We start from the raw sequence: 21606 nt of genomic DNA, 5'->3' as shown, positions 1-21606 counted from the left end.
AAATGAGGTGCGCGCGCCCCGCCGGCTCGCCCACCATGGCGCGGTGGACGACGAGGCAGTGACACGGTTCGTACGGGACGGGTTCGTGAAGATCGAGCAGGCCGTGCCGCCGCGGGTGGCGCAGGACTGCGCGCGGCTGCTGTGGCGGGAGACGGGCTACGACCCCGACGACCCGGCCACCTGGAAGGACCCGGTGGTGTGGGTGGGCGGCATGGCGCAGGGGCCGTTCGCCGCCGCGGCCAACACGCACGTCCTGCACGAGGCGTTCGACCTGCTCGTCGGGGCGGGGCGCTGGCAGCCCCGGTACTCGCTCGGCACGTTCCCGCTGCGGTTCCCGCACGAGGAGGAGCCCGACGACGCCGGCTGGCACATCGAGGCGAGCTATCTGCCCGGGGGCGCGCAGCACTACCACACCAACCTGCGCTCGCGGGACCGGGCGCTGCTGATGCTGTTCCTGTTCAGCGAGGTCACCGAGGCGGACTCGCCGACCCGGATCAGGGTCGGCTCGCACCTGGACGTGCCGGCGGTCCTGGAGCCGTACGGCGAGGACGGTGCCTCCTTCCTTGAGCTGGGGCCGCTGGTGGACGCCGCCTCGGCGCACCGGCCGCTCGCGTACGCGACGGGGCGGCCGGGCGACGTCTATCTGTGCCATCCGTTCCTGGTGCACGCCGCCCAGCCGCACCACGGCACCCGGCCCCGTTTCCTGGCGCAGCCGCCGCTGCACCCGGCCGAGCCGGTGTGCCTCGAGCGGCCGGACGGCGACTACTCGGCGGTGGAGTTCGCCATCCGCCGGGGCCTGGGCCGCGAGGCCTGACCCCGGCGGTGGCGGGCCCGGGGCCGGCTCCCCACTGCCGGTCCCGGGCGGTCGGGCGGTGCCGCTACGGCAGCGGCGGGTAGGCGTTCTGCATCAGCTGCTGGAACTGGGCGGAGAACCAGTGCCCGGCCAGCGGGGCGTTCGGCAGCGCCCCGCTGGGGTTGTTGCCGTTGCGCGCGTTGCCTGCGTAGGTCGGGTCGCACATCTGGTCGAAGCCCTTGCCCTCGTCGTTGGAGATGGCGGAGCTGGCCCCGTCCGACTCCCCCGGCGGCTTGACCCACACGTAGGCGTCGATCCCGGCGGCGGGTGCCGCGGTGGGCCGCTCGCCGAGACCGGCACCGCTCTGGTTGCACCAGTTGCCGACGTGGATGCGCCGGTCGGTGCGGCCGCCGTTGACGTAGTCGTCGACCGATGTCTGCGGGCCGGGGCCGGCCGGGCGGGCGGTGCCGCCCCACCCGTTGCGGGAGGTGTCGATCAGCATGCCGATGTTGCTGTTGAACCCGGCCGCGACGAGCTTGTCGCGCAGCCCCTGGGCGAAGGACTGCTCGTCCACGTACTGGTTCCAGTCGATCCACTTCGACTGGCGCACGGTCTGACCGTTGACGCTGTCGGTGACCTTGACGTACGGCTCCTTGGTCGGGCTGTAGTTCGCCGTGTTGACGACGAACCCGGTCACGTCGTTCACGCTCGCCCCGTTGCTGGTGGCGACCTTGTAGAACTCCTGGGCGGACGGGCCCAGGTTGGTGTCCCAGCCGAGCCAGCCGTGGTGGCCGGCGTCGATGTAGTTGTAGACGTTCGGGATCGCGCCCAGCTTGTCGAGGGCGTAGCTGACGCCCTTCTCGTAGTTGCCGTTGGACTTCATGGTCACGCAGGCGTCGGTGGTGGTGTTGGTGCCGCCGGCGTTGGTGACCAGGTTGGGCAGGGAGTCGGGTTCGATGACGGTGGCGATGCGCAGACCGGCGTACTTGGCGTCGGACAGGATCGACGCGATCGGGTCGATGTACTGGGTCTTGTACTTGTCGATGTCGTTCGGGCCGAGTTCGCCGTTGGAGGCGAGGGCGGCGCAGTCGCGGCCGGGCAGGTCGTAGATGACCAGCTGGACGACGAGGTTGCCGGAGCCCTTCTGCTTGAGCGCCTCGTCGAGGTGGGCGCGCAGGCCCATGCCGCCGTTCACGCCGTTGATCGCGGCGATCCGGTCGAGCCAGACGTAGGTGGGCTGGTTGGCGACGCGGCTGCCACCCGGTTCGGCGGCGGCCCTCGCGGACCACTCGGGGTTCACGTACACCTTGGCGCCGGTGTAGGGGTTGTCCACCCGGCCGGTGGGGTCGGGCGTGGGGTCGGTGGGCGTGGGAGTGGGGTCGGTCGGGGTGGGCGTGGGGGTGCCGCCGCCGTCGACGTTGCAGGTGACGCCGTCGAGGGTGAACGTCGCCGGGACCGCGTTGCTGCCGCTGTAGGTCGCCTGGAAGCCGAAGCTCGCCGAACCGCCGGTGGGCAGCGAGCCGTTGTAGGACTCGTTGGCGGCGGTGACGGCGGCGCCGGACTGAGTGACCTTCGCGTTCCAGGCGTTGCTGACCTTCTGGTCGCCGCCGTAGGTCCACTTCAGGGACCAACCGGTCTTGGCGGCGCCGTTGTTGGTGACGGTGACGGCGGCGGTGAAGCCGGTGCCCCACTGGTTGGACACCTTGTAGTCGACCGTACAGGGGGCGGCCGCGGCCGCGGCGCCGGCGGTGCCGGCCGAGAGCGCGGCGGCACCGGACCCGGCGGTCAGCGCCAGGGCGGCGATCAGGGCAAGTCTCGTACGACTCATGGGTGCGGGTTTCCTTCTCTGTGAGAGGGGGTTACGGGGTGAGGGCACGCAGGTGGTCGCGCAGGCCGACGCCGTACGCGGTCGGCGTGCCGTCGTAGGAGGAGATGAGGGAGGGACCCGAGGAGCAGTCCCAGGTGTTCCAGGTCCAGCCGAGGTAGGACAGGCCGCGGTCGTCGAACCACTTCATGACCCGGTCGGTGAAGGAGTGGCCGCAGGTGTTCTCGCCGATCTCCCCCGCCACCAGGGGCACCTGGGCGGCGACCGGGGCGAGCGTGGAGTCCCAGCAGCTCTCGCCGGCGCAGGCGTTGAAGTTGTACACGTGGTACGCGGCGGCGAGATTGCCCGCCGGGTCGGCCGGCTTGTACGTCAGCCACTGGCTCAGGTCGTTGGAGTAGGCGAGACCACCGAGCATGATCACGTTCCTGGCGCCGGTGGCGCGCACCGCGTCGACCAGGTCCTGCATGCCGGCGACCTCGTAGCCGATGCCCGGGCAGGTGCCGCCGTCCCGCCAGCACTGCCAGGCCTGGGCGGTGGTGGACGTGGCGCGGTCCGGGTAGGGCTCGTTGAACAGGTCGAAGACGACGGCCGGGTCGTCCTTGAAGGTGCTCGCGACCGAGGACCAGAACGACGGGGAGTACTGCGCGTCCGGCATCGGCTTCTGGCAGGTGGCGTGCACGTCGGAGCAGCCCGCCGAGTTGCCGGTGTACTGGCCGTGGGTCCAGTGCAGTTCGACGATCGGTGTCATGCCGTGCGCCTTGACGCGGTCCACCAGCTCCTTGACCGCGCCGATGTAGTGGGCGCCCGCGTACTCCGGCTTGACGTTGGGCAGGCCGAGCCAGCACTCCTCGTTGAGGGGGATGCGGACGGCGTCGGCCTTCCAGTCGGCGATCGCCCGGATCGCGGCGTCGTCGACGGGGCCGTCCCAGATGCCGTAGCCCTGGACGCACATGAACTCGCCGCCGGAGCGGTTGACGCCGAGCAGCCGGCGCGGCTTGCCGTCGGCGTCGACGAGCCGGGTGCCGGCGACGTGCAGGGCGGGCGCCGTGCCGGTGCCGGGCGGGTCGGTGGGCGGTGGATCGGTCGGGGGCGGTGTCGGTTCGGTGTCGACGTTGCAGGGGGTGCCGTTGAGCTTGAAGACGGTCGGTACGGGGTTGGTGCCGGTGAAGGAGCCGAGGAAGCCGGCGCTGACGCTCGCGCCGGTGGCGAGCGCGCCGTTCCAGCTCTCATTACCCGCCGTGACGGTCGTACCGGACTGGGACCACTGGGCGTTCCAGCCCTGGGTGACCTTCTGGCCGCCGGGGAAGTCGAACGTCAGCCGCCAACTGCTCAGCGCGGACGTGTTGTTGGTTATCTTGACGCCGCCCTGGAAGCCGGAGTCCCACTGACCGGTGACGGAGTACTCCACCGTGCACGCGGGGGCGGCGGCCTGGGCGGTGACGACCGGGACGACCGCGGTGGTGACGAGGGCGATCGCGCCGGCTACGGCTAAAAGTCCTGAACGCGGGGGGTGCGGGGGGTGTCTCATCGAGCGACTCCTTGCAGACCGGGCACGTCGTGACACACGCGCCGACTGGGTGGAACCGCTCCCACTGGTGCGAGGGAAGGTAGCGCCACGCGACGGGGCTTGACCAGAGGGCCCGCGCGGATTTTCGAAGGCGGCCCTCGTCGAATCTTTTCGACTCTTCAAGCATCTTGACGCTCCCTCAGCGGATCCCCACCATGGGAGCGCTCCCACTGGTTCAAGCCTTGACCTCTCCGAGCCCGCACACCCCGAGCCGCAAGGAGGAACCAGCACCATGAGTCCCCCACCGACGAACGCCCTGCGTCCCCCGCCCCGCCGTCGCAGAGCCGCGCGACGGCTGTGGACGGCCGGCGCCGCGGCCCTCGCGCTGCCGCTGTCCCTGCTGGCGAGCGGCGCGACGACCGCGCACGCGGCCGCCCTCCAGTGCAGCGTCGACTACAAGACCAACGACTGGGGTTCCGGCTTCACCGCGGATCTGACGCTCACCAACCGCGGCACCGACGCCATCAACGGCTGGACCCTGACCTACGCCTACTCGGGCAACCAGAAGCTCAGCAACGGCTGGAACGGCACCTGGAGCCAGTCCGGCCAGACGATCACCGTCAAGAACGCCTCGTACAACGGCACGGTCGCCGCCGGCGCGGGCGTGAGCACCGGCGCCCAGTTCACCTACAGCGGCACCAACACCGCGCCGACGTCCTTCGCGGTCAACGGCACCCCCTGCACCGGCGCGCACCAGCCGCCGGTGACGGTCCTGACCAGCCCCACCGCGGGCGCCGTGTACACCCAGGGCGACGCCGTCCCGCTCGCGGCGACCGCCGCCGCGGACAACGCCTCCATCAGCAAGGTGGAGTTCTACGACGACACCACGCTGCTCGGCACGGACACCAGCGCGCCGTACACGCTCTCCGCCTCCGGCTTGACCGTGGGCAGTCATTCGCTGGTGGCGAAGGCCTACGACAGCCTGGGCGCGTCCGCGTCCTCGACGCCGGTCGGCATCACGGTCGCCGCCGGGCCGTCGGTGGTCGCCTCCACCAACCAGCTGGCCGTCCAGCAGGGCAAGACCGGCTCCTACGAGCTGAAGCTGTCCACCCAGCCCAGCGGGAACGTCACCGTGACCACGGCGCGGGCGAGCGGCAACACCGGCCTGAGCGTCACCGGCGGCGCCACCCTCACCTTCACCCCGGCGAACTGGTCCACCCCGCAGAAGGTGACGGTCACCGCGGACGCCTCCGGCACCGGCGCGGCCACCTTCGAGTCGACGGCCCCCGGGCTCGCCAAGGCCTCGGTGACGGTCACGCAGATCGGCGCCACCAAGGAGTACGACGCCCGTTTCCTGGACCTGTACGGGAAGATCACCAACCCGGCCAGCGGCTACTTCTCGCCCGAAGGCATCCCCTACCACTCGGTCGAGACGCTGATCGTCGAGGCTCCCGACCAGGGCCACGAGACCACGTCCGAGGCGTACAGCTACCTGCTGTGGCTGCAGGCGATGTACGGCAAGGTGACCGGCGACTGGTCCAAGTTCAACGGCGCCTGGGAGATCATGGAGAAGTACATGATCCCCACCCACGCCGACCAGCCGACCAACTCGTCCTACAACGCCTCCAAGCCGGCCACCTACGCGCCCGAGTACGACACCCCGAACGAGTACCCGGCCAAGCTCGACACCTCGGTGCCGGTCGGCTCCGACCCGATCGCCGGTGAGCTGAAGTCCGCCTACGGCACCGACGACGTCTACGGCATGCACTGGATCCAGGACGTCGACAACGTCTACGGCTACGGCAACGAGCCCGGCAAGTGCGAGGCCGGACCGACGGCCACCGGACCGTCGTACATCAACACCTTCCAGCGCGGCCCGCAGGAGTCGGTGTGGGAGACCGTCCCGCAGCCCACCTGCGACGCCTTCAAGTACGGCGGGAAGAACGGCTATCTGGACCTGTTCACCGGCGACTCCTCCTACGCCAGGCAGTGGAAGTACACCGACGCCCCGGACGCCGACGCGCGTGCGGTGCAGGCCGCCTACTGGGCGGACGTGTGGGCCAAGCAGCAGGGCAAGGGCTCGGCGGTGTCCGGCACGGTCTCCAAGGCCGCCAAGATGGGCGACTACCTGCGCTACGCGATGTACGACAAGTACTTCAAGAAGATCGGCAACTGCGTCGGCCCGTCCGCCTGCGCGGCCGGCACCGGCAAGGACGCCTCGCACTACCTGCTGTCCTGGTACTACGCGTGGGGCGGCGCCACCGACACCTCGGCCGGCTGGGCCTGGCGCATCGGCTCCAGCCATGTCCACGGCGGCTACCAGAACCCGCTCGCCGCGTACGCGCTCAGCTCCTACGCCGACCTGAAGCCCAAGTCGGCCACGGGCGCGACCGACTGGGCCAAGTCCCTCGACCGGCAGCTGGAGTTCTACCGCTGGCTGCAGTCCTCCGAGGGCGGCATCGCGGGCGGCGCCACCAACAGCTGGGCGGGCCGGTACGCCACCCCGCCGGCGGGCACGGCGACCTTCTACGGCATGTACTACGACCCGGCGCCCGTGTACCACGACCCGCCGTCCAACCAGTGGTTCGGCTTCCAGGCGTGGTCGATGGAGCGCGTCGCCGAGTACTACCAGCAGACGGGCAGCGCGGCCGCGAAGACCGTCCTCGACAAGTGGGTCAAGTGGGCGCTGTCCAAGACCACGCTCAACCCGGACGGCACCTATCTGATCCCCTCCACGCTCCAGTGGAGCGGCCAGCCGGACACCTGGAACGCCGCGAGCCCCGGCGCCAACACGGGCCTGCACGTGACCGTCGCCGACTACACCGACGACGTCGGCGTGGCCGCCGCGTACGCCAAGACCCTGACGTACTACGCCGCCAAGTCCGGTGACACGCAGGCGAAGTCGACGGCGAAGGCCCTGCTGGACGGCATGTGGAAGAACCACCAGGACGCGCTCGGTGTGGCCGTTCCGGAGACCCGCGCCGACTACAGCCGGTTCAACGACAGCGTGTACGTGCCGAGCGGCTGGAGCGGCACCATGCCGAACGGCGACAAGATCGACTCCTCGTCGACCTTCGCCTCCCTGCGCTCCTTCTACCAGAACGACCCGGCCTGGTCGAAGATCGAGGCCTATCTGAAGGGCGGCGCGGCGCCGGTCTTCACGTACCACCGGTTCTGGGCCCAGGCGGACATCGCACTCGCCATGGGTTCGTACGCGGAGCTTCTCGAATAGTCCCCGCTCTCCGTGTACACGCCGGGCGGTCCCCCCACCTCCCTGGGGGACCGCCCGGTTCTCTCACGCCCTCCTGACCGGCAAGGCAAGGAAGGACCCCACCGTGCGAAGAACCCGAATCCGGACGGCCGTGCTCGCGCTCGCCGCCGCCCTGCTGGCCGGGGCCCCGCCCGCACTGGCCGCCGACGCCCCGCGGGCGGCGTCCGCCGCCACCCCCCGGGCCGCGGCCGCCGCGGCCTACACCTGGAAGAACGTCCGCATCGACGGCGGCGGTTTCGTCCCCGGCATCGTCTTCAACCACTCGGAGAAGAACCTCGCCTACGCCCGCACCGACATCGGCGGCGCCTACCGCTGGGAGCAGGCGACGAAGACCTGGACGCCGCTGCTGGACTCGGTCGGCTGGGACGACTGGGGCCACACCGGGGTCGTCGGCCTCGCCACCGACACCGTCGACCCGGACCGGGTGTACGCCGCGGTCGGCACCTACACCAACGACTGGGACCCCGGCAACGGCGCCGTGCTGCGCTCCTCGGACCGGGGCGCGACCTGGAAGAAGAGCGACCTGCCGTTCAAGCTGGGCGGCAACATGCCGGGCCGCGGCATGGGCGAGCGGCTCGCGGTCGACCCGCACGACAACCGCGTGCTGTACCTGGGCGCGCCCAGCGGCAAGGGCCTGTGGCGCTCCACGGACGCGGGCGTCACCTGGTCGCAGGTCACGAACTTCCCCAACGCCGGCACCTACCGGCAGGACCCCAACGACACCTCCGGGTACGCCAGTGACAACCAGGGCATCGTCTGGGTCACCTTCGACGAGTCCACGGGGACGGCCCGCAGCGCCACGAAGACGCTCTACGTGGGCGTGGCCGACAAGGACAACGCCGTGTACCGGTCGACGGACGCGGGCGCCACCTGGCAGCGGCTGCCGGGCCAGCCGACGGGCTACCTCGCCCACAAGGGCGTCCTGGACGCCGCGAACGGCTACCTGTACCTCGCCTACAGCGACACGGGCGGCCCCTACGACGGCGGCAAGGGCCGGCTGTGGCGGTACGCGACCGCGACCGGCACCTGGACCGACATCAGCCCGGTCGCCGAGGCGGACACCTCCTTCGGCTTCAGCGGGCTGACCGTGGACCGGCAGCGCCCGGGCACGGTCATGGCGACCGGGTACAGCTCCTGGTGGCCGGACACCCAGATCTTCCGCTCCACCGACAGCGGCGCGCACTGGACCAAGGCGTGGGACTACACCTCCTACCCGGACCGCGCCAACCGCTACACCATGGACGTGTCCTCCTCCCCCTGGCTCACCTGGGGCGCCAGCCCCGCGCCGCCCGAGCAGACGCCCAAGCTGGGCTGGATGACGGAGGCGCTGGAGATCGACCCGTTCGACTCCGACCGCATGATGTACGGCACGGGCGCGACGATCTACGGCACCGAGGACCTCACGCGGTGGGACAGCGGGGCCACGTTCACCGTCCGGCCGATGGTGCGGGGCCTGGAGGAGACCGCGGTCAACGACCTCGCCGCTCCCCCGTCCGGCGACGCGCAGCTGTTCAGTGCGCTCGGTGACATCGGCGGCTTCCGGCACACGGACCTGACGAAGGTGCCGGCGATGATGTACACCTCCCCGAACTTCACCACGACCACCAGCCTGGACTTCGCCGAGTCCCGGCCCGGCACGGTGGTGCGCGTCGGCGACCTCGACTCCGGTCCGCACGTGGCGTTCTCCACGGACGACGGGGCGACCTGGTTCGGCGGCACCGACCCGGCGGGCGTGAGCGGCGGCGGGACCGTGGCCGCGGCCGCGGACGGCAGCCGGTTCGTGTGGAGCCCGCGGGGCACCGGCGTGCAGTACACGACCGGCTTCGGCACGTCGTGGGCGGCGTCGGCCGGTATCCCGGCGGGGGCGGTCGTGGAGTCCGACCGCGTCGACCCGAAGACCTTCTACGGCTTCAAGTCCGGCGTGTTCTACGTCAGTTCCGACGGCGGAGCGACGTTCACCGCGTCGGCCGCGAAGGGGCTGCCCGCCGGGGACAGCGTGCGCTTCAAGGCGCTGCCGGGGACCCGGGGCGACATCTGGCTCGCGGGCGGCGCGGCGGACGGGCCCTACGGCCTGTGGCACTCCACCGACGGCGGCGCGAGCTTCACCAAGCTGACCGGTGTCGAGCAGGCCGACACCATCGGCTTCGGCAAGGCGGCGCCGGGCGCGACCTACCAGACCCTGTACACCAGCGCGCGGATCGGCGGGGTGCGCGGCATCTTCCGTTCCACGGACCAGGGCGCGACCTGGACACGGATCAACGACGACGCCCACCAGTGGGGCTGGACCGGCGCCGCCATCACCGGCGATCCCCGCGTCTACGGGCGGGTGTACGTCTCGACGAACGGCCGGGGCATCGTCTACGGCGACGTCTCCGACAGCGACGGCGGCCCGGACCCGACACCGGCCGGCGCGTGCACGGTGACGTACACGATCACCCACCAGTGGGCGGGCGGCTTCCAGGCCGACGTCCGGCTGACCAACACCGGGACGACCGCGTGGAACGGCTGGTCGCTTCGGTGGTCCTTCCCGGACGGGCAGCGCATCACCCAGCTGTGGAACGCCGGCTCCACGCAGTCGGGCGCGGCGGTGACGGCGACGAACACCGGATGGAACGGCACGGTGGCCGCCGGCGCGTCCGTGAACTTCGGCTTCACGGGAAGCTGGTCGGGGGCGAACGGGAAACCGTCCGCCTTCACGCTCGGCGACCGGAACTGCGCGGTGACCTGACACTTTATCAGGTGTGTACTCGCCCGAGGGGCGCGGGCCGTCGTGGCCCGCGCCCTGTGGTGCTCAGGGGATGCACACCGCCTGTTCAGAGGACCGGGTGGCCTACGCCGGTTTGCGGAAGGCGCGCAGTGTGAACACCGGGTCGGGGCGCGGCCGGTCCTGGTCCGGCAGCTCGGCCAGCCGCGCCGCGTACCGCTCGGTGCGCGGGTCGCCCGGCGGGAGGGTGACGAACCAGCCGCGGCGCAGATCGGCGACGGCGCGGCGCGGACTGCGGCCCTGGCCGCGGCCGGTGAAGCGGGACCGCCCGGCCGGGACCAGGCCGTGCTCGGCGGCGTACGTCTCGACGAGGGCGGCGTCGTCGCGGGCCGCGCTGCGGGGCCGGGAGGCGAGGACGGCGTCGATGTCGCTGCCGACGTTGTGCGCGGCGGCCTTGTCGACCGTGGTGACGTACACCCCGCCCGGTGCCAGCACCCGCGCGCACTCACCGACGACGGCGCGCACGTCCTCGGCGGTGGGCAGCAGGTGCAGAAGCCACACGCTGGTGACGGCGTCGGCCGACGCGGCGGTGAACGGCAGCCGGCGCGAGTCGGCGCGCACCACGGCGCCGGGCAGGCGGGCGGCGGCGTGCCGGGTCATGGCCTGCGCGAGGTCGACGCCGGTGACCGCGAGGCCGGGGCGTCCGGCGGCCAGCCGGCGGGTGACGATGCCGGTGCCGCAGGCGATGTCCAGCATCCGGCGCGCGCCGGGCGGGACGAGGCTCAGCACGGCGGCCGCCGCGGCGGCCGCGCGGGGCTCACCGCCCCGCAGGGCGTCGTACCGCTCGGCTTCCTTGTCGTAGTCCAGCACGGTCCGTTCCCCCCCCCGTCCGTCCGGGTGCCGGTCAGTCGGCCCCGTGGCCGGGCGCCAGGTCCTGGACGCGGCGCGCCAGCTCGAAGTCCAGCTCGGTCACCGCGCCGCCGGCGCTGTGCGTGCTCACCGTGAGGGAGACGGTGTTGTAGCCGAGGGTCAGGTCGGAGTGGTGGTTCAGCTCCTCCTGGACCTGGGCGATGTGGATGACCATCGCGGTCGCGGCGAAGTGGGAGGCCAGCCGGTAGGAGCGGGCGAGGCGGCCCTCGTCGAGCGACCAGCCCGGCAGCTCGGCCAGCCGGTCCTCGATCTCCTTCTGCGACAACGGTTCGACGGCCATGCCCCGCTCTCCCTTCACGCGGTGTCGCGTACCCGACCAGCCTGCCACAAGCCCCGCCCGACGGCGCAGGGCCGCCACGGCGACGAGCGGCGCGGGCCGCGCACCCGGCGCACGGGCGGCGCGACGGCGCACGGCGTGGCAGGGGGCGGCGCACGGCGTGGCGGTGGGCGACGCGACGGCGCGCGAACGGGGACGCCCGACAGCGCGGCGGCGCACGTACGGGCGGCGCCCGACAGCGCGACGGCGCACGTACGGGCGGCGCCCGACGGTGGGCGGCGCCGACCACGCCCGGCGGCGCGCGGCGATCCCGCCGCACACGCCGCCGGCGGCCGGTGACGTCAGCGGCGGGTGCACTCCGCTGCGAGGTCGTCCGCGAGCGTGCCGATCACCGCGCGGCCCTCGACGTGTTCCAGCCAGGCGTGGGGCAGGCCGATGTCGCCGTGGCGGGCGCCGAGCAGGTTGCCGCACAGGGAGCCGGTGGAGTCGCTGTCGCCGGAGTGGTTGACGGCGAGCAGCAGGGCCTCGGACACGGTCGGCGCGGCCAGCGCGCAGTACACGCCGATCGCGAGGGCCTCCTCGGCGACCCAGCCCTGGCCGAGCTTCTCCACCTTCCCGGCGCTCGGCTCGCCGTCGGCGGCCAGGTCGAGCGCGTGTTCCAGCGCGGCCGTGGTCTCCTCGTGGCCGGGGTGCCGGGCCAGCAGCCGCAGGGTGCGCAGGACGGCGCCCTCGATCGAATCACCGTCGTGGACGACATGGGCGATCGTCGCGGCGAGCGCTCCGGCCGCGTAGTAGCCGGTGGGGTGCCCGTGGGTGATCTGCGCGCAGTGCGCGGCGAGGGCGAAGGCCCGGTCGGCCGGGGCGCCGGTCAGGCCGAAGGGCGCGGAGCGCATGACGGCGCCGCAGCCCTTGGAGCCGGGGTTGACCGGCCCGGGCGGGCCGAGCGGGGCGTGCGGGTCGGGCACGGCCTCGCCGGCGAGGCCGGACAGGCAGGCGTTGCCGGGGGCCCGCCGGGCGTACAGCCAGGCCTCGCCCCACAGGCCGCGGTTGCCCTCGTCGGGGCGGGGCTTGCGCTGGGTGTACAGCCAGCGCCCGTAGGCCTGCCGCAGCAGCTGGAGCGCGCCGCCGCCGATGCCCTTCGCGCGTTCCCGCTCGTGCGCCTGGCGCAGGCCCTCCACGGTGAACAGGGTCATCTGGGTGTCGTCGCTGATGCGGCCGATCACCCCGTCCGCGTCGGGGACGAGCCCGGTGACGCCCCGGTCGCCGTGCGCGGCGCGGATGCTCTCCAAGGAGGAGAACTCCACCGGGTAGCCCAGCGCGTCGCCCAGGGCCCCGCCCAGCAGACAGCCGCGCACTCTGGCGCGAAAGACCGCCTCGGTCTGCCAGGACGGCTGCGACGGCTCGTTCATGGGCCCTCTCCTCGACTACGGTCGTCCGTATGACCATTGTCGCGTCCGGTCCCGCCGCCTCCGTCACCGCCCCCGCCGGCCAGGGCGTGGGCCCGCTGCTGCGGGCCTGGCGGGAGCGGCGGCGGATCAGTCAGCTGGAGCTGGCGTTGCGTGCCGACTCCTCGGCCCGGCACATCTCCTTCGTGGAGACGGGCCGTTCGCGTCCCAGCGAGGAGATGGTGCTGCGGCTCGCGGAGCATCTGGAGGTGCCGGTGCGCGAGCGCAACGCGCTGCTGCTGGCCGCCGGTTACGCCCCGCGCTATCCGGAGACCCCGCTGGACGACCCGGCGCTGGGCGCGCTGCGGGACGGCATGGAGCGGCTGCTGCAGGGCTACGAGCCGTATCCGGCGCTGGTGGTGGACGGGCTGTACACGGTGCGGGCGGCGAACCGGGGCATCATGATGTTCCTGGAGGGGGTGCCGGAGCGGCTGCTGCAACCGCCGCTGAACGCGATGCGGTTGACGCTGCACCCGGAGGGCATGGCGCCGCGCATCCGCAACCTGCGGGAGTGGCGCGGCCATCTGCTGGCCCAGATGGAACGGCAGATCGCGCTGCAGCGCTCGGAGGAACTGCGCGCCCTGTACGAGGAGGTGGCGGCCTACCCGCTGCCGCCGCGGACGGCCGGGGACGCGGAGCCCGAGGAGCCGTACCCGTACTTCGCGCTGCCCCTGAGGATCGAGCACGAGGGCCGGGTGCTGTCGTTCATCTCGTCGATCTCCACGTTCAACACGCCGATGGACGTCACCGTCGCGGAGCTGGCCATCGAGACGTTCCTGCCGGCCGACCCGGCGACGGTCAAGTACCTGCACACGCTGGGCACCTGAGGCCCACCGGATGCGTACGCGTGACACACTGACGGGCGTGATCCGGCTGCTTCGGCGCGTGAGGGAGGCGTGGCGTGAGTGAGCGGCGGCCCGCACCCACGGTGGGCCAGGTGGTGCTCGGCAGGCGTCTGCAGGAACTGCGCGAGGCGGCGGGCCTCAAGCGCGAGGAGGCCGCGCACGTGCTGCGGGTGGCGCCGGCGACCGTGCGGCGGATGGAGACGGCCGAGGTCGCGCTGAAGATCCCGTATGTGCAGATGCTGCTGGAGGCGTACGGGGTGGGCGCGGCGGAGGCCGCGGAGTTCGTGGCGCTCGCCGAGGAGGCCAACCGGCCCGGCTGGTGGCAGCGGTTCCACGACGTCCTGCCGGACTGGTTCAGCCTGTTCGTCAGCCTGGAGGGCGCGGCGAAGCTGATGCGCTCCTACGAGCCGCACTTCGTGCCGGGGCTGCTGCAGACGGAAGGGTACGCGCGGGCCGTGCTGGAGTCCGGCACGATCGGGCGGCGCAGTCCCGCGGCGATCGAGCGGCACGTGTCGCTGCGGATGGAGCGCCAGCGGCTGCTGGAGCGCCCGGACGCGCCCCACCTGTGGGTGATCATGGACGAGACGGTGCTGCTGCGGCCGGCGGGCGACGATCCCGCGATCATGCGGGAGCAACTGGACAAGCTGCTGGAGTACGGCGCGCGGGACAAGGTGACGCTGCAGATCGCCGAGTTCTCCTCCGGCCCGCACCCGGGCACGTACGCGCCGTTCTCCCTGTTCCGTTTCGCGGAGCCGGAACTGCCCGACATGGTGGTCACCGAGTACCTCAGCGGCGCGCTCTACCTGGACTCGCGCCGCGAGGTGTCCGTGCACCTGGAGGTGCTGGACCACCTGACGACGCACGCCGCGACGGCGCAGCGCACGCAGGAGATCCTCGCCGCCCGCCGCAAGCAGCTGGGGTAGCCCGGACGGGGGCCGTGAACGGGTGCGCTCCGCCGCCCGCCCCTAGCGTCGAGCCAGAGGGCGAGCAAGGGAGCGCGGGTGACGGACCCACGGACGGGGGTGCACCGCACCTGATCGTGGCGCGGGGCGTGACGCCGGCACCTCACCTGGACGGACCGAGACGACGCGGCGCGGACGGCGGCCGCAGCGACCCGAAGGAGGCCACCTGATGCCCTCGGACACGGTGCTGTACCAGGCGGCCGCGCTCTGCCTGACCTGCCCCGACGACGACCTGTACGCCCGGCTGCCGCTGCTACGCGAGGCGGCGCCGCAGCTGCGCGCCTTCACCGACCACGCGGCCGTCACCGCCCCGCAGGACCTCGCCGCGCACTACGAGCAGGTCTTCGACCCGGAGAACGGGCACGCCTTGTACCTGAGCCGGTGGCGCGACGGCGGCACCCGGCCGCTGGTGCGCTTCGAGGAGCAGTACCGGGCGCACGGCCTGGAGTTCACCGGCGAGGAGCTGCCGGACTTCCTGCCGGCGGTGCTGGAGTGCGCCGCCCGCACCGGCGACACCGGCCTGCTGATCGAGTACCGCGACGGCCTGGAGGAGCTGCGCGCGCGGCTGACCGCCGTCGGCACCCCGTACGCGGCGGTCCTCGACGCCGTGTGCGCCGCGCTGCCGCCCGCCCGCCCGGAGGTGCCCCGATGACCGTCCTGCTCGGGGCGCCTGTGGACGCCGTGGACACGACCGCGCGGACCGTCCCCGGGAGACGGGGGCGGTCCGCGGCGGTGTGGGGTGCCGGGGGCGGGCTCAGGCGAGCTTCGCGTCCAGCGTGATCGGGACGGCCTTCAGGGCCTGGCTGACCGGGCAGTTGGCCTTGGCGTCCTCGGCGGCGGCGACGAAGGCCTCGTTGTCCAGGCCGGGGACGGTGCCCTCGACGGTGAGGTGGATGCCGGTGATGCCCTCACCCGGCTGGAAGGTGACGTCGGCGGAGGTGACCAGCTTGGTGGGCGGGTTGCCGGCGCCGGCCAGGCCGTGCGACAGGGCCATGGAGAAGCAGCTGGAGTGGGCGGCGGCGATCAGCTCCTCCGGGCTGGTCTTGCCGTTCGCCTGCTCGGCGCGCGAGGGCCACGACACCGGCTGCTGACCGATGCCGGAGGAGTCGAAGGTGACGACGCCGTTGCCCTCGAGCAGGTTGCCTTCCCAGACGGTGTGTGCGGAACGCGTGGTGGCCACGTTTCTTCCTTTCGCGTGTGTCCCGTCGGAGACGGGATTCCCGTGCCACCCCATCCGATCACATTTCGCCGCACCGCACCCGCATGACCGCCCTGCGGGACGGCTTCCCCGGCGGGACCGCCGCGCGGCGGGCGCGGGGCCCTCGGTCAGGGCGCGGCGGCGCGCTGTCGCCGGGCCGCCAGCCACGCGTACACCGGGACGCCCGCGAAGAGGAACAGCACGCCCTGGTAGACGGCCGCGTACCCGGCGCCGGCGACGAGCCACAGCGAGAAGCCGAAGGCCAGCACGGCGAGGACCGCGTCGCGCACCAGCCGGGACCGGTCGACCCGCTCGCCGCGCACGAGGTGGAAGATCTGCGCGGCGGTGGCCAGCAGATAGGGCACGGTCGCGGTGAAGGTGGTGACCAGGACGAGGATCTCGAAGACCTTGGCCGAGCCGGCCGTGTAGTTGTACACGGTCAGCGCGGAGGCCAGCACCACCGTGACGCCGACGCCCACGGTCGGCACCCCGCGCCGCTTGCGGGCGAACGCGGCCGGGAACAGCCCGTCCCGGGCCGCCGCGTACGGGGTCTGGGCGCTGAGCAGGGTCCAGCCGTTGAGGCAGCCGGTCATCGACACCAGCGCGGCCAGCGCCACGGCCCAGCCGCCCCAGGAGCCGCCGAACATGGCGTTCACGGCGTCGGAGAAGGGGGCGGTGGAGTGCACCAGCCGGTCGTGGGCGACCGTGCCGAACACGGCGAGGGTGCCCAGCAGGTAGACGAGCGCGGCGCCGATGGTGCCGATCACGGTGGCACGGCCGACGTTGCGGCGCGGGTCGCGGACCTCGCCGGCGCTGACCGCCGCGGACTCCACGCCCAGGTAGGAGAAGAGCAGGATGGCGGCGGAGGCGGAGATCGCGCCGAGCGTGCTGCCGCCGCCGGCCTGGAAGGGACCGAGGTTGCGCGCGTGGAAGTGGAACAGCCCGCCGATCGCGACGAGCAGCAGCGGCGCGAACTTCAGCACGGTGGACACCAGCTGCACGGCACCGACCCAGCGGGTGCCGGCGAAGTTCGACAGGGCGGGCAGCCACTGGATGACGAGGGCCGCGAGGCACGCGGTCCACTGGTGGTCGTTCACCGGGATCAGCACGTCGAGGTAGCCGACGGCGGCGACGGCGAGGGCCGCGTTGGACACCCAGGTGGTGATCCAGTACGCCCAGGCGGCGAGGAAGCCGGCGAAGTCGCCGAAGGCCTCACGGGCGTACACGTAGGGGCCGCCGGTGCGCGGGTCGCGCTCGGCGAGCCGGCCGAAGACCAGGGCCAGCGCGATCGCGCCGAGCGTCAGCACGCCGAAGGCGAGCAGGCTGACGGTGCCGAAGGGGGCCACCGAGGCCGGGAGGAGGAAGATGCCGCCGCCGATGATGTTGCCCATGACCAGGGCGGTGGCGACGGGGAGCCCGAAGCGGCGGGCGTGCTTCTCGGGTGCCGGGGCGGTCCGGGGTGCGGTCGCCCGTGGGGCCGGAGCCTGGACGGTTCCGGTGTCGTGCATGGGGTGGTGCGCCTCTCGTCGTGCTGGGGCCCGGGATCGCCGGGCGGCCCGCCCCGTGGCTGGGCCGGTGTCCGGGATCGCCGGACGACCGTCCATGCTCGGTCACGGGTTCGATGCGCTCCAAATCACGCGCTTTTGTCCTGTACGGCCGGGTCCGGCACCGTAAAAGGTGAGCTGTCGAGGGCCACGGACCGCGAATCGTCCACCGGTACCTGAGGGCCGTCCGCCTCGCGCAGCCAGCGGCGCAGCACGCGGTGCACCTGCTCGGCGCCGACGAGTTCCGCCCCGTCGGCGACCGGCGGGGACAGGGTGAGGGGCGAGAGCAGGAACGGCCGGCCCTGGGCGCCGCCGAGCCCGCCGTGCGAGCCGATCTGCTCCTCGAAGGCGAGCACCTCGCCGTCGGCCGGCTCGTGGAAGGAGTTGACCATGATGTCGGCGGTGTGCGGGAAGGAGTGGGTGCGCCGCACGGCGTCGGCGGCGCCCTCGCCGAAGGGGGCGAGCGGCCCGCAGCCGTCCTTCAGCTCCGCCACCGGTACCTCGGCGCCGCGCGCCCCGAGGACGACACCGCCGTGCTCCGCGCTGCGCACCAGCAGGAAGCCGATGCCGGGATGGTTGGCGAGGGTGGGCAGCAGCGCCGGGTGGCGGGCGTCGATCTCCTCCCTGGTCATGCGGTGCCGGACGTCCGGGAAGGAGACGAGCCCCAGGTTGCCGGAGGCCAGCACGATCGGCTCGGACCGGCGGGCGGGCCGGTGCTGCTCGCCGCCCTCCTCGACCGGCCGGCGCAGCGCGGCGCGCACGGCGTTGCGGGCCTCGGCGCCGCTGCGGGTGCGCCGGGCACGGCGCGGCACGGGCAGCCCGCACCCGGCGCGCACCAGGTCGGCGAGGGTGAGGCCGTAGCGGGCGCGGAAGGTCTCGCCGGGGCTCTGCCCGTGGTCGGACAGCACGACCATGCGGTACGGCCGCGGGGCGTGCTCGGCGGCCTTCTCGATCAGCGCCAGCGAACGGTCGAGCCGCTCCAGCACCTTCTCGGCGTCCCGGCTCGCGGGGCCGGAGTGGTGGGCGACCTCGTCGTAGGCGACGAGGTCGGCGTAGACGGCGGTGCGGCCGGCGAGCATGTCGCCCATGACGGCGGCCACGACGACGTCGCGTTCGACGACGGTGGCGAAGGCGCGCACCAGCGGGTAGAGCCCGCCGCGCCCGACGCGGGGCCGCTGCCGGCGCAGCCGGGCCCGCACCGACTGGCCGATCTCCCGGCCCACCTCGGCGGCGAAGGACAGGGCGGTGCGCACGGCGTTGGCGGGGTCGGAGAAGTAGGCGAAGTACCCGGCGCGGGACCGGTTGTCCCGGCCCCGGCGGGCGGAGACGGTCAGTACCAGGGCGGCCTCGTCGGCGCCGCCGCTGAACAGGTTCCCGCGGCTCGCGCCGTCGGCGGTGAGCAGGCCGCCGTCGTGGGTGCGGGCGACGGCGCGGCGCTGGAGCTCGGCGGCGGAGGAGGGACGGTTGCAGACCATCACCTCGCGGGTGTCCTTCTCGTACCAGCGGAAGGCGGGCACGTCGTGGTTGGAGCCGTGCAGGATGCCGAGCTGGCTGGCGCCGGTCTGGCTGGACCAGTCGGTGCGCCAGCCGGTGAGCCGGTGGGTGGGCCGGTGGAGCCAGCGGGCGACGGTGGGCATCAGCCCCTTGTCCACGGCGGCCCGGAGCACGTCGTGGCCGACGCCGTCCAGCTGGAGGAAGACGGTGCCGGGCCCGGCGGGGCAGGGCGGCCCGTGTCTGCGGCGGCGGGTGGCGAGCCGCAGCAGCCGGCGCCGGTAGGCGTCGTCGTCGCGCACGGCGAGCGCGGCCCCGGTCGCGGAGGCCACGGCGGACATCACGGCGGCGACGATGACGGCGGTCTCGGGCGCGGCGGCGCTGTCGCCGGAAGGGTTGATCCGCAGGGCGAGCCACAGCAGGGACCCGTTGAGGAAGAACACCAGCAGGCCCAGCACCAGCGCCGGCACGAGCAGCAGCAGCCGCACCAGCAGCGGCCACACCAGCGCCGACAGCAGACCGAAGGCCCCGGCCCCGAGCGCGGCGGTCACGGCTATCCGGGTCGCGCTGTCCCCGTCGGCCGACTGCAGCTGGAAGTCCGGCAGCAACCCGGCGAGCACGAGCATCGTGAGGGTGGACGCCGCCCACACGGCCACGCTCCGCCCCACCTGCCCGACGACCCGCCGCCACCACACGCCGACGCCACCTCCCGTCCCACGCCGCACCCCTGCTGCGGCCCTGGTCCGTACACCTTGTCATACCGGTTTGTCCGCCGGTGCGGGCGTACCAGGGGCGAAAGGCGCAGGCCTGGGCGCATCTCGGGCGCGAGAGATCCTGGTGGGCGGGAGAACACCCCGGGGTCCAGGGCGCGGCCCCGGCTACCGTCCGTCGTAGCCGGCCGTCGGCATCGACAGCCGCCGGTGCACCCGCGCCTTCATCTGCGCGTCGTACGCGGGCTCGGCACAGCCGACCGTCTCCACCCGTACGCCCCGCCGCGCGCACTCCGCCGTGAACTCCTCCACGGACGACAGCGCGGACTCCAGCACCCGCCGGCTCGGCGCGACGAACACGTCCCGCCCGGCCCGCACCCCGTCCCACAGCGCGGAGTGATCCGCCCGCAGCCCCCGCACGAGCAGTTCGCGCGCGACGACGTACCCGCGCTCCGCGGCCCACCGCGCGCACATCGCGTGCTGGCTGCGGGAGTCCACCAGAAAGGGATCGCTGTCCAGCTCCTCCAGCGGCGTCAGGCTGGCGATCGCCGTGACGCGGACCTGGGCCGGCCGGCCGAAGGCACCCCGCACCTCTCCCATGGCGTCCCCCTCACCTCCGGGTTTCGCCGCAGACCCTACTCCTGCCCGTAGGCTTCGGGGGAGTCGCGCGAAGGAGGCAAAGAGGTGCCGGTGGAGATCACCTGGTGGGGTCACGCCACCTGCACGGTGGAGGACTCGGACACCCGTGTGCTCACCGATCCCCTGTTCACCCGCCGGCTGGCCCATCTGCGCCGCCGCCGCGGCGCGCCGCCCCCGCCGGACGCCTGGCGCGCGGATGTCGCGCTGGTGTCCCATCTGCACGCCGACCACCTCCATGTGCCCTCCCTGGGGCGGCTCGCGCCGGGCACGCGCCTGCTCGTGCCCCGAGGTGCGCCACGCGCCGTACCGGGACTACGGCGCCTGACGCATCTGCGGATACGGGAGGTGGCTGCCGGCGACGAGATACGGATCGCAGACCTGACGATCCGTGCGGTGCCGGCCGAGCACGACGGCCGCCGGCTGCCGTTCGGCCCGCACCGCTCCCCCGCCCTCGGGTACGTCGTCGAGGGCGAGGCCCGCACCTACTTCGCCGGGGACACCGGGCTGTTCGAGGCGATGGCGAAGGAGGTCGGGCCCGTCGAGACGGCGCTGCTGCCGGTGGGCGGCTGGGGGCCCTACCTCGGCGAGGGCCATCTGGACGCTGGCCGCGCGGCGCAGGCCCTGGCCCGGCTGGCGCCCCGCTGGGCGGTGCCGGTGCACTACGGGACGTACTGGCCGATCGGCATGGACGCGGTGCGCCCGCACGAGTTCCACGCGCCGGGCGAGGAGTTCCAACGGCTGGCGGCGCACCGGGCGCCGGAGGTGACGGTGCACCGGCTGGGGCACGGCGAGAGCGTGCGCCTGGCGGTCGCCCCGTGAGTCTGAGCGCACTGGCCGCCGCGGTGACGGCGGTGCCGACGCAGTCCACCCAGCAGGCGCTCGGCTATCCGTCCCTGTTCCTGCTGGTGCTGATCGGCGCACTGGTGCCGGTGGTGCCGACGGGCGCGCTGGTGAGTTCGGCGGCGGTGGTCGCCTTCCACCAGACGGCGCCGTTCGCACTGGCGCTGGTGTTCGTCACGGCGTCGCTGGCCGCGTTCTGCGGGGACGCGGCGCTGTACTGGCTGGGCCGGCGCGGCCTGCGCTCGCACAGCGGCTCGCGCTGGCTGGAGGCGATCCGGGCGCGGGCGCCGCAGGAGCGGCTGACGCAGGCCCAGGACAAGCTGGCCCACCACGGGGTGGCGGTGCTGGTGCTGTCCCGGCTGGTGCCGGCGGGCCGGATACCGGTGATGCTGGCGTGCCTGCTGGCGAAGTGGCCGCTGCGCAGGTTCGCGCGGGGCAATCTGCCGGCCTGTCTCGCCTGGGCGTTGACGTATCAGCTGATCGGGATTCTCGGCGGCTCGCTCTTCCCGGAGCCCTGGGAGGGCGTCGTGGCGGCGATCGGGCTGACCCTCCTCCTCGGCGCCCTGCCGGGCGTGTGGCGGCGCGTGCAGCGGTGAGCCCCGCCGCCCCTCCCTCCCCGCTCCCG

General features: G+C 73.2%; 17 protein-coding genes. 8 read left to right on the top strand and 9 right to left on the bottom strand.

Translation table 11 applies throughout. The annotated features are described in order from the left end of the window. Positions 1-43 precede the first annotated feature (43 nt). Positions 44-814, top strand: a complete 771-nt coding sequence (locus ACF1AL_RS07540) for a phytanoyl-CoA dioxygenase family protein (protein ID WP_391658142.1) — start codon at positions 44-46, stop codon at positions 812-814. A 64-nt stretch (positions 815-878) separates the two neighbouring features. On the opposite strand, the gene ACF1AL_RS07535 is transcribed toward ACF1AL_RS07540, so the two are convergent. Both ACF1AL_RS07535 and ACF1AL_RS07530 read right to left on the bottom strand, forming a co-directional pair. Beyond that, the gene (locus ACF1AL_RS07535; RefSeq protein ID WP_391658141.1) at positions 879-2621 is read right to left on the bottom strand and encodes a glycoside hydrolase family 6 protein; all 1743 of its coding nucleotides are present in this window, start codon (positions 2619-2621) and stop codon (positions 879-881) included. A gap of 31 nt (positions 2622-2652) precedes the next feature. Beyond that, positions 2653-4146: a cellulose binding domain-containing protein gene (locus ACF1AL_RS07530; RefSeq protein WP_391825526.1), complete on the bottom strand. Its 1494-nt coding sequence runs from the start codon at positions 4144-4146 to the stop codon at positions 2653-2655. 271 nt (positions 4147-4417) lie between these two features. Here ACF1AL_RS07530 and ACF1AL_RS07525 point away from each other — a divergent pair, with 271 nt between their 5' ends. Beyond that, complete coding sequence (locus ACF1AL_RS07525) at positions 4418-7357, top strand: glycoside hydrolase family 48 protein (RefSeq protein ID WP_391825525.1); 2940 nt, start codon at positions 4418-4420, stop codon at positions 7355-7357. A 103-nt stretch (positions 7358-7460) separates the two neighbouring features. Next, on the top strand, positions 7461-10124 hold the full coding sequence (locus ACF1AL_RS07520; protein ID WP_391825524.1) for a cellulose binding domain-containing protein: 2664 nt from the start codon (positions 7461-7463) through the stop codon (positions 10122-10124). 102 nt (positions 10125-10226) lie between these two features. Here the strand turns inward: ACF1AL_RS07520 and ACF1AL_RS07515 are convergent, their stop codons facing one another. The 3 genes from ACF1AL_RS07515 to ACF1AL_RS07505 form a co-directional block, all read right to left on the bottom strand. Then, positions 10227-10970: a class I SAM-dependent methyltransferase gene (locus ACF1AL_RS07515; protein WP_391825523.1), complete on the bottom strand. Its 744-nt coding sequence runs from the start codon at positions 10968-10970 to the stop codon at positions 10227-10229. A gap of 34 nt (positions 10971-11004) precedes the next feature. Then, a complete protein-coding gene (locus ACF1AL_RS07510; protein ID WP_366836739.1) occupies positions 11005-11310 on the bottom strand; it encodes a 4a-hydroxytetrahydrobiopterin dehydratase in 306 nt (101 codons plus the stop codon). A 338-nt stretch (positions 11311-11648) separates the two neighbouring features. After that, positions 11649-12716 carry an ADP-ribosylglycohydrolase family protein gene (locus tag ACF1AL_RS07505; protein ID WP_391825522.1) on the bottom strand — a complete coding sequence of 356 codons (1068 nt, stop codon included), beginning with the start codon at positions 12714-12716 and terminating at the stop codon, positions 11649-11651. Positions 12717-12745: 29 nt separating this feature from the next. On the opposite strand from ACF1AL_RS07505, the gene ACF1AL_RS07500 reads away from it, so the two are divergent. The 3 genes from ACF1AL_RS07500 to ACF1AL_RS07490 all read left to right on the top strand — a co-directional run bounded on the left by ACF1AL_RS07500 (position 12746) and on the right by ACF1AL_RS07490 (position 15211). Further along, a complete protein-coding gene (locus ACF1AL_RS07500) occupies positions 12746-13579 on the top strand; it encodes a helix-turn-helix transcriptional regulator (protein WP_366836737.1) in 834 nt (277 codons plus the stop codon). A gap of 74 nt (positions 13580-13653) precedes the next feature. Beyond that, positions 13654-14520 (top strand): helix-turn-helix domain-containing protein, encoded by an 867-nt coding sequence (locus ACF1AL_RS07495; RefSeq protein WP_391825521.1) that lies wholly within the window; start codon positions 13654-13656, stop codon positions 14518-14520. Between the two features lie 208 nt (positions 14521-14728). Further along, entirely contained in the window at positions 14729-15211 is a 483-nt protein-coding gene (locus ACF1AL_RS07490) for a nitrate reductase molybdenum cofactor assembly chaperone (protein WP_391825520.1), read from the top strand. Between the two features lie 102 nt (positions 15212-15313). Here ACF1AL_RS07490 and ACF1AL_RS07485 read toward each other — a convergent pair whose 3' ends face one another. The 4 genes from ACF1AL_RS07485 to ACF1AL_RS07470 all read right to left on the bottom strand — a co-directional run bounded on the left by ACF1AL_RS07485 (position 15314) and on the right by ACF1AL_RS07470 (position 20102). Beyond that, positions 15314-15739 (bottom strand): OsmC family protein, encoded by a 426-nt coding sequence (locus ACF1AL_RS07485; protein WP_366836734.1) that lies wholly within the window; start codon positions 15737-15739, stop codon positions 15314-15316. 146 nt (positions 15740-15885) lie between these two features. Further along, positions 15886-17265 (bottom strand): amino acid permease, encoded by a 1380-nt coding sequence (locus ACF1AL_RS07480; RefSeq protein WP_391779805.1) that lies wholly within the window; start codon positions 17263-17265, stop codon positions 15886-15888. Positions 17266-17390: 125 nt separating this feature from the next. Next, on the bottom strand, positions 17391-19442 hold the full coding sequence (locus ACF1AL_RS07475) for a phage holin family protein (RefSeq protein ID WP_391696243.1): 2052 nt from the start codon (positions 19440-19442) through the stop codon (positions 17391-17393). 228 nt (positions 19443-19670) lie between these two features. Then, positions 19671-20102 carry a hypothetical protein gene (locus tag ACF1AL_RS07470; protein WP_366836732.1) on the bottom strand — a complete coding sequence of 144 codons (432 nt, stop codon included), beginning with the start codon at positions 20100-20102 and terminating at the stop codon, positions 19671-19673. Positions 20103-20186: 84 nt separating this feature from the next. Between ACF1AL_RS07470 and ACF1AL_RS07465 the strand changes: the two genes are divergently transcribed. Further along, complete coding sequence (locus tag ACF1AL_RS07465; RefSeq protein ID WP_391825519.1) at positions 20187-20960, top strand: MBL fold metallo-hydrolase; 774 nt, start codon at positions 20187-20189, stop codon at positions 20958-20960. A gap of 2 nt (positions 20961-20962) precedes the next feature. After that, positions 20963-21577 (top strand): DedA family protein, encoded by a 615-nt coding sequence (locus ACF1AL_RS07460; RefSeq protein WP_391696241.1) that lies wholly within the window; start codon positions 20963-20965, stop codon positions 21575-21577. Positions 21578-21606 lie beyond the last annotated feature (29 nt).

This window comes from Streptomyces sp. NPDC014801, assembly GCF_043082085.1.
Classification (GTDB): Bacteria; Actinomycetota; Actinomycetes; order Streptomycetales; family Streptomycetaceae; genus Streptomyces.
This window is presented reverse-complemented; position numbering and strand designations above follow the sequence as displayed.

Excerpts from the sequence above, each read along its gene's own strand:
- ACF1AL_RS07510 (WP_366836739.1), bottom strand. The coding sequence starts at position 11,310 with ATGGCCGTCGAACCGTTGTCGCAGAAGGAGATCGAGGACCGGCTGGCC.
- ACF1AL_RS07535 (WP_391658141.1), bottom strand. The coding sequence starts at position 2,621 with ATGAGTCGTACGAGACTTGCCCTGATCGCCGCCCTGGCGCTGACCGCC.
- ACF1AL_RS07530 (WP_391825526.1), bottom strand. The coding sequence starts at position 4,146 with ATGAGACACCCCCCGCACCCCCCGCGTTCAGGACTTTTAGCCGTAGCC.
- ACF1AL_RS07490 (WP_391825520.1), top strand. The coding sequence starts at position 14,729 with ATGCCCTCGGACACGGTGCTGTACCAGGCGGCCGCGCTCTGCCTGACC.
- ACF1AL_RS07525 (WP_391825525.1), top strand. The coding sequence starts at position 4,418 with ATGAGTCCCCCACCGACGAACGCCCTGCGTCCCCCGCCCCGCCGTCGC.
- ACF1AL_RS07505 (WP_391825522.1), bottom strand. The coding sequence starts at position 12,716 with ATGAACGAGCCGTCGCAGCCGTCCTGGCAGACCGAGGCGGTCTTTCGC.
- ACF1AL_RS07480 (WP_391779805.1), bottom strand. The coding sequence starts at position 17,265 with ATGCACGACACCGGAACCGTCCAGGCTCCGGCCCCACGGGCGACCGCA.
- ACF1AL_RS07500 (WP_366836737.1), top strand. The coding sequence starts at position 12,746 with ATGACCATTGTCGCGTCCGGTCCCGCCGCCTCCGTCACCGCCCCCGCC.
- ACF1AL_RS07470 (WP_366836732.1), bottom strand. The coding sequence starts at position 20,102 with ATGGGAGAGGTGCGGGGTGCCTTCGGCCGGCCGGCCCAGGTCCGCGTC.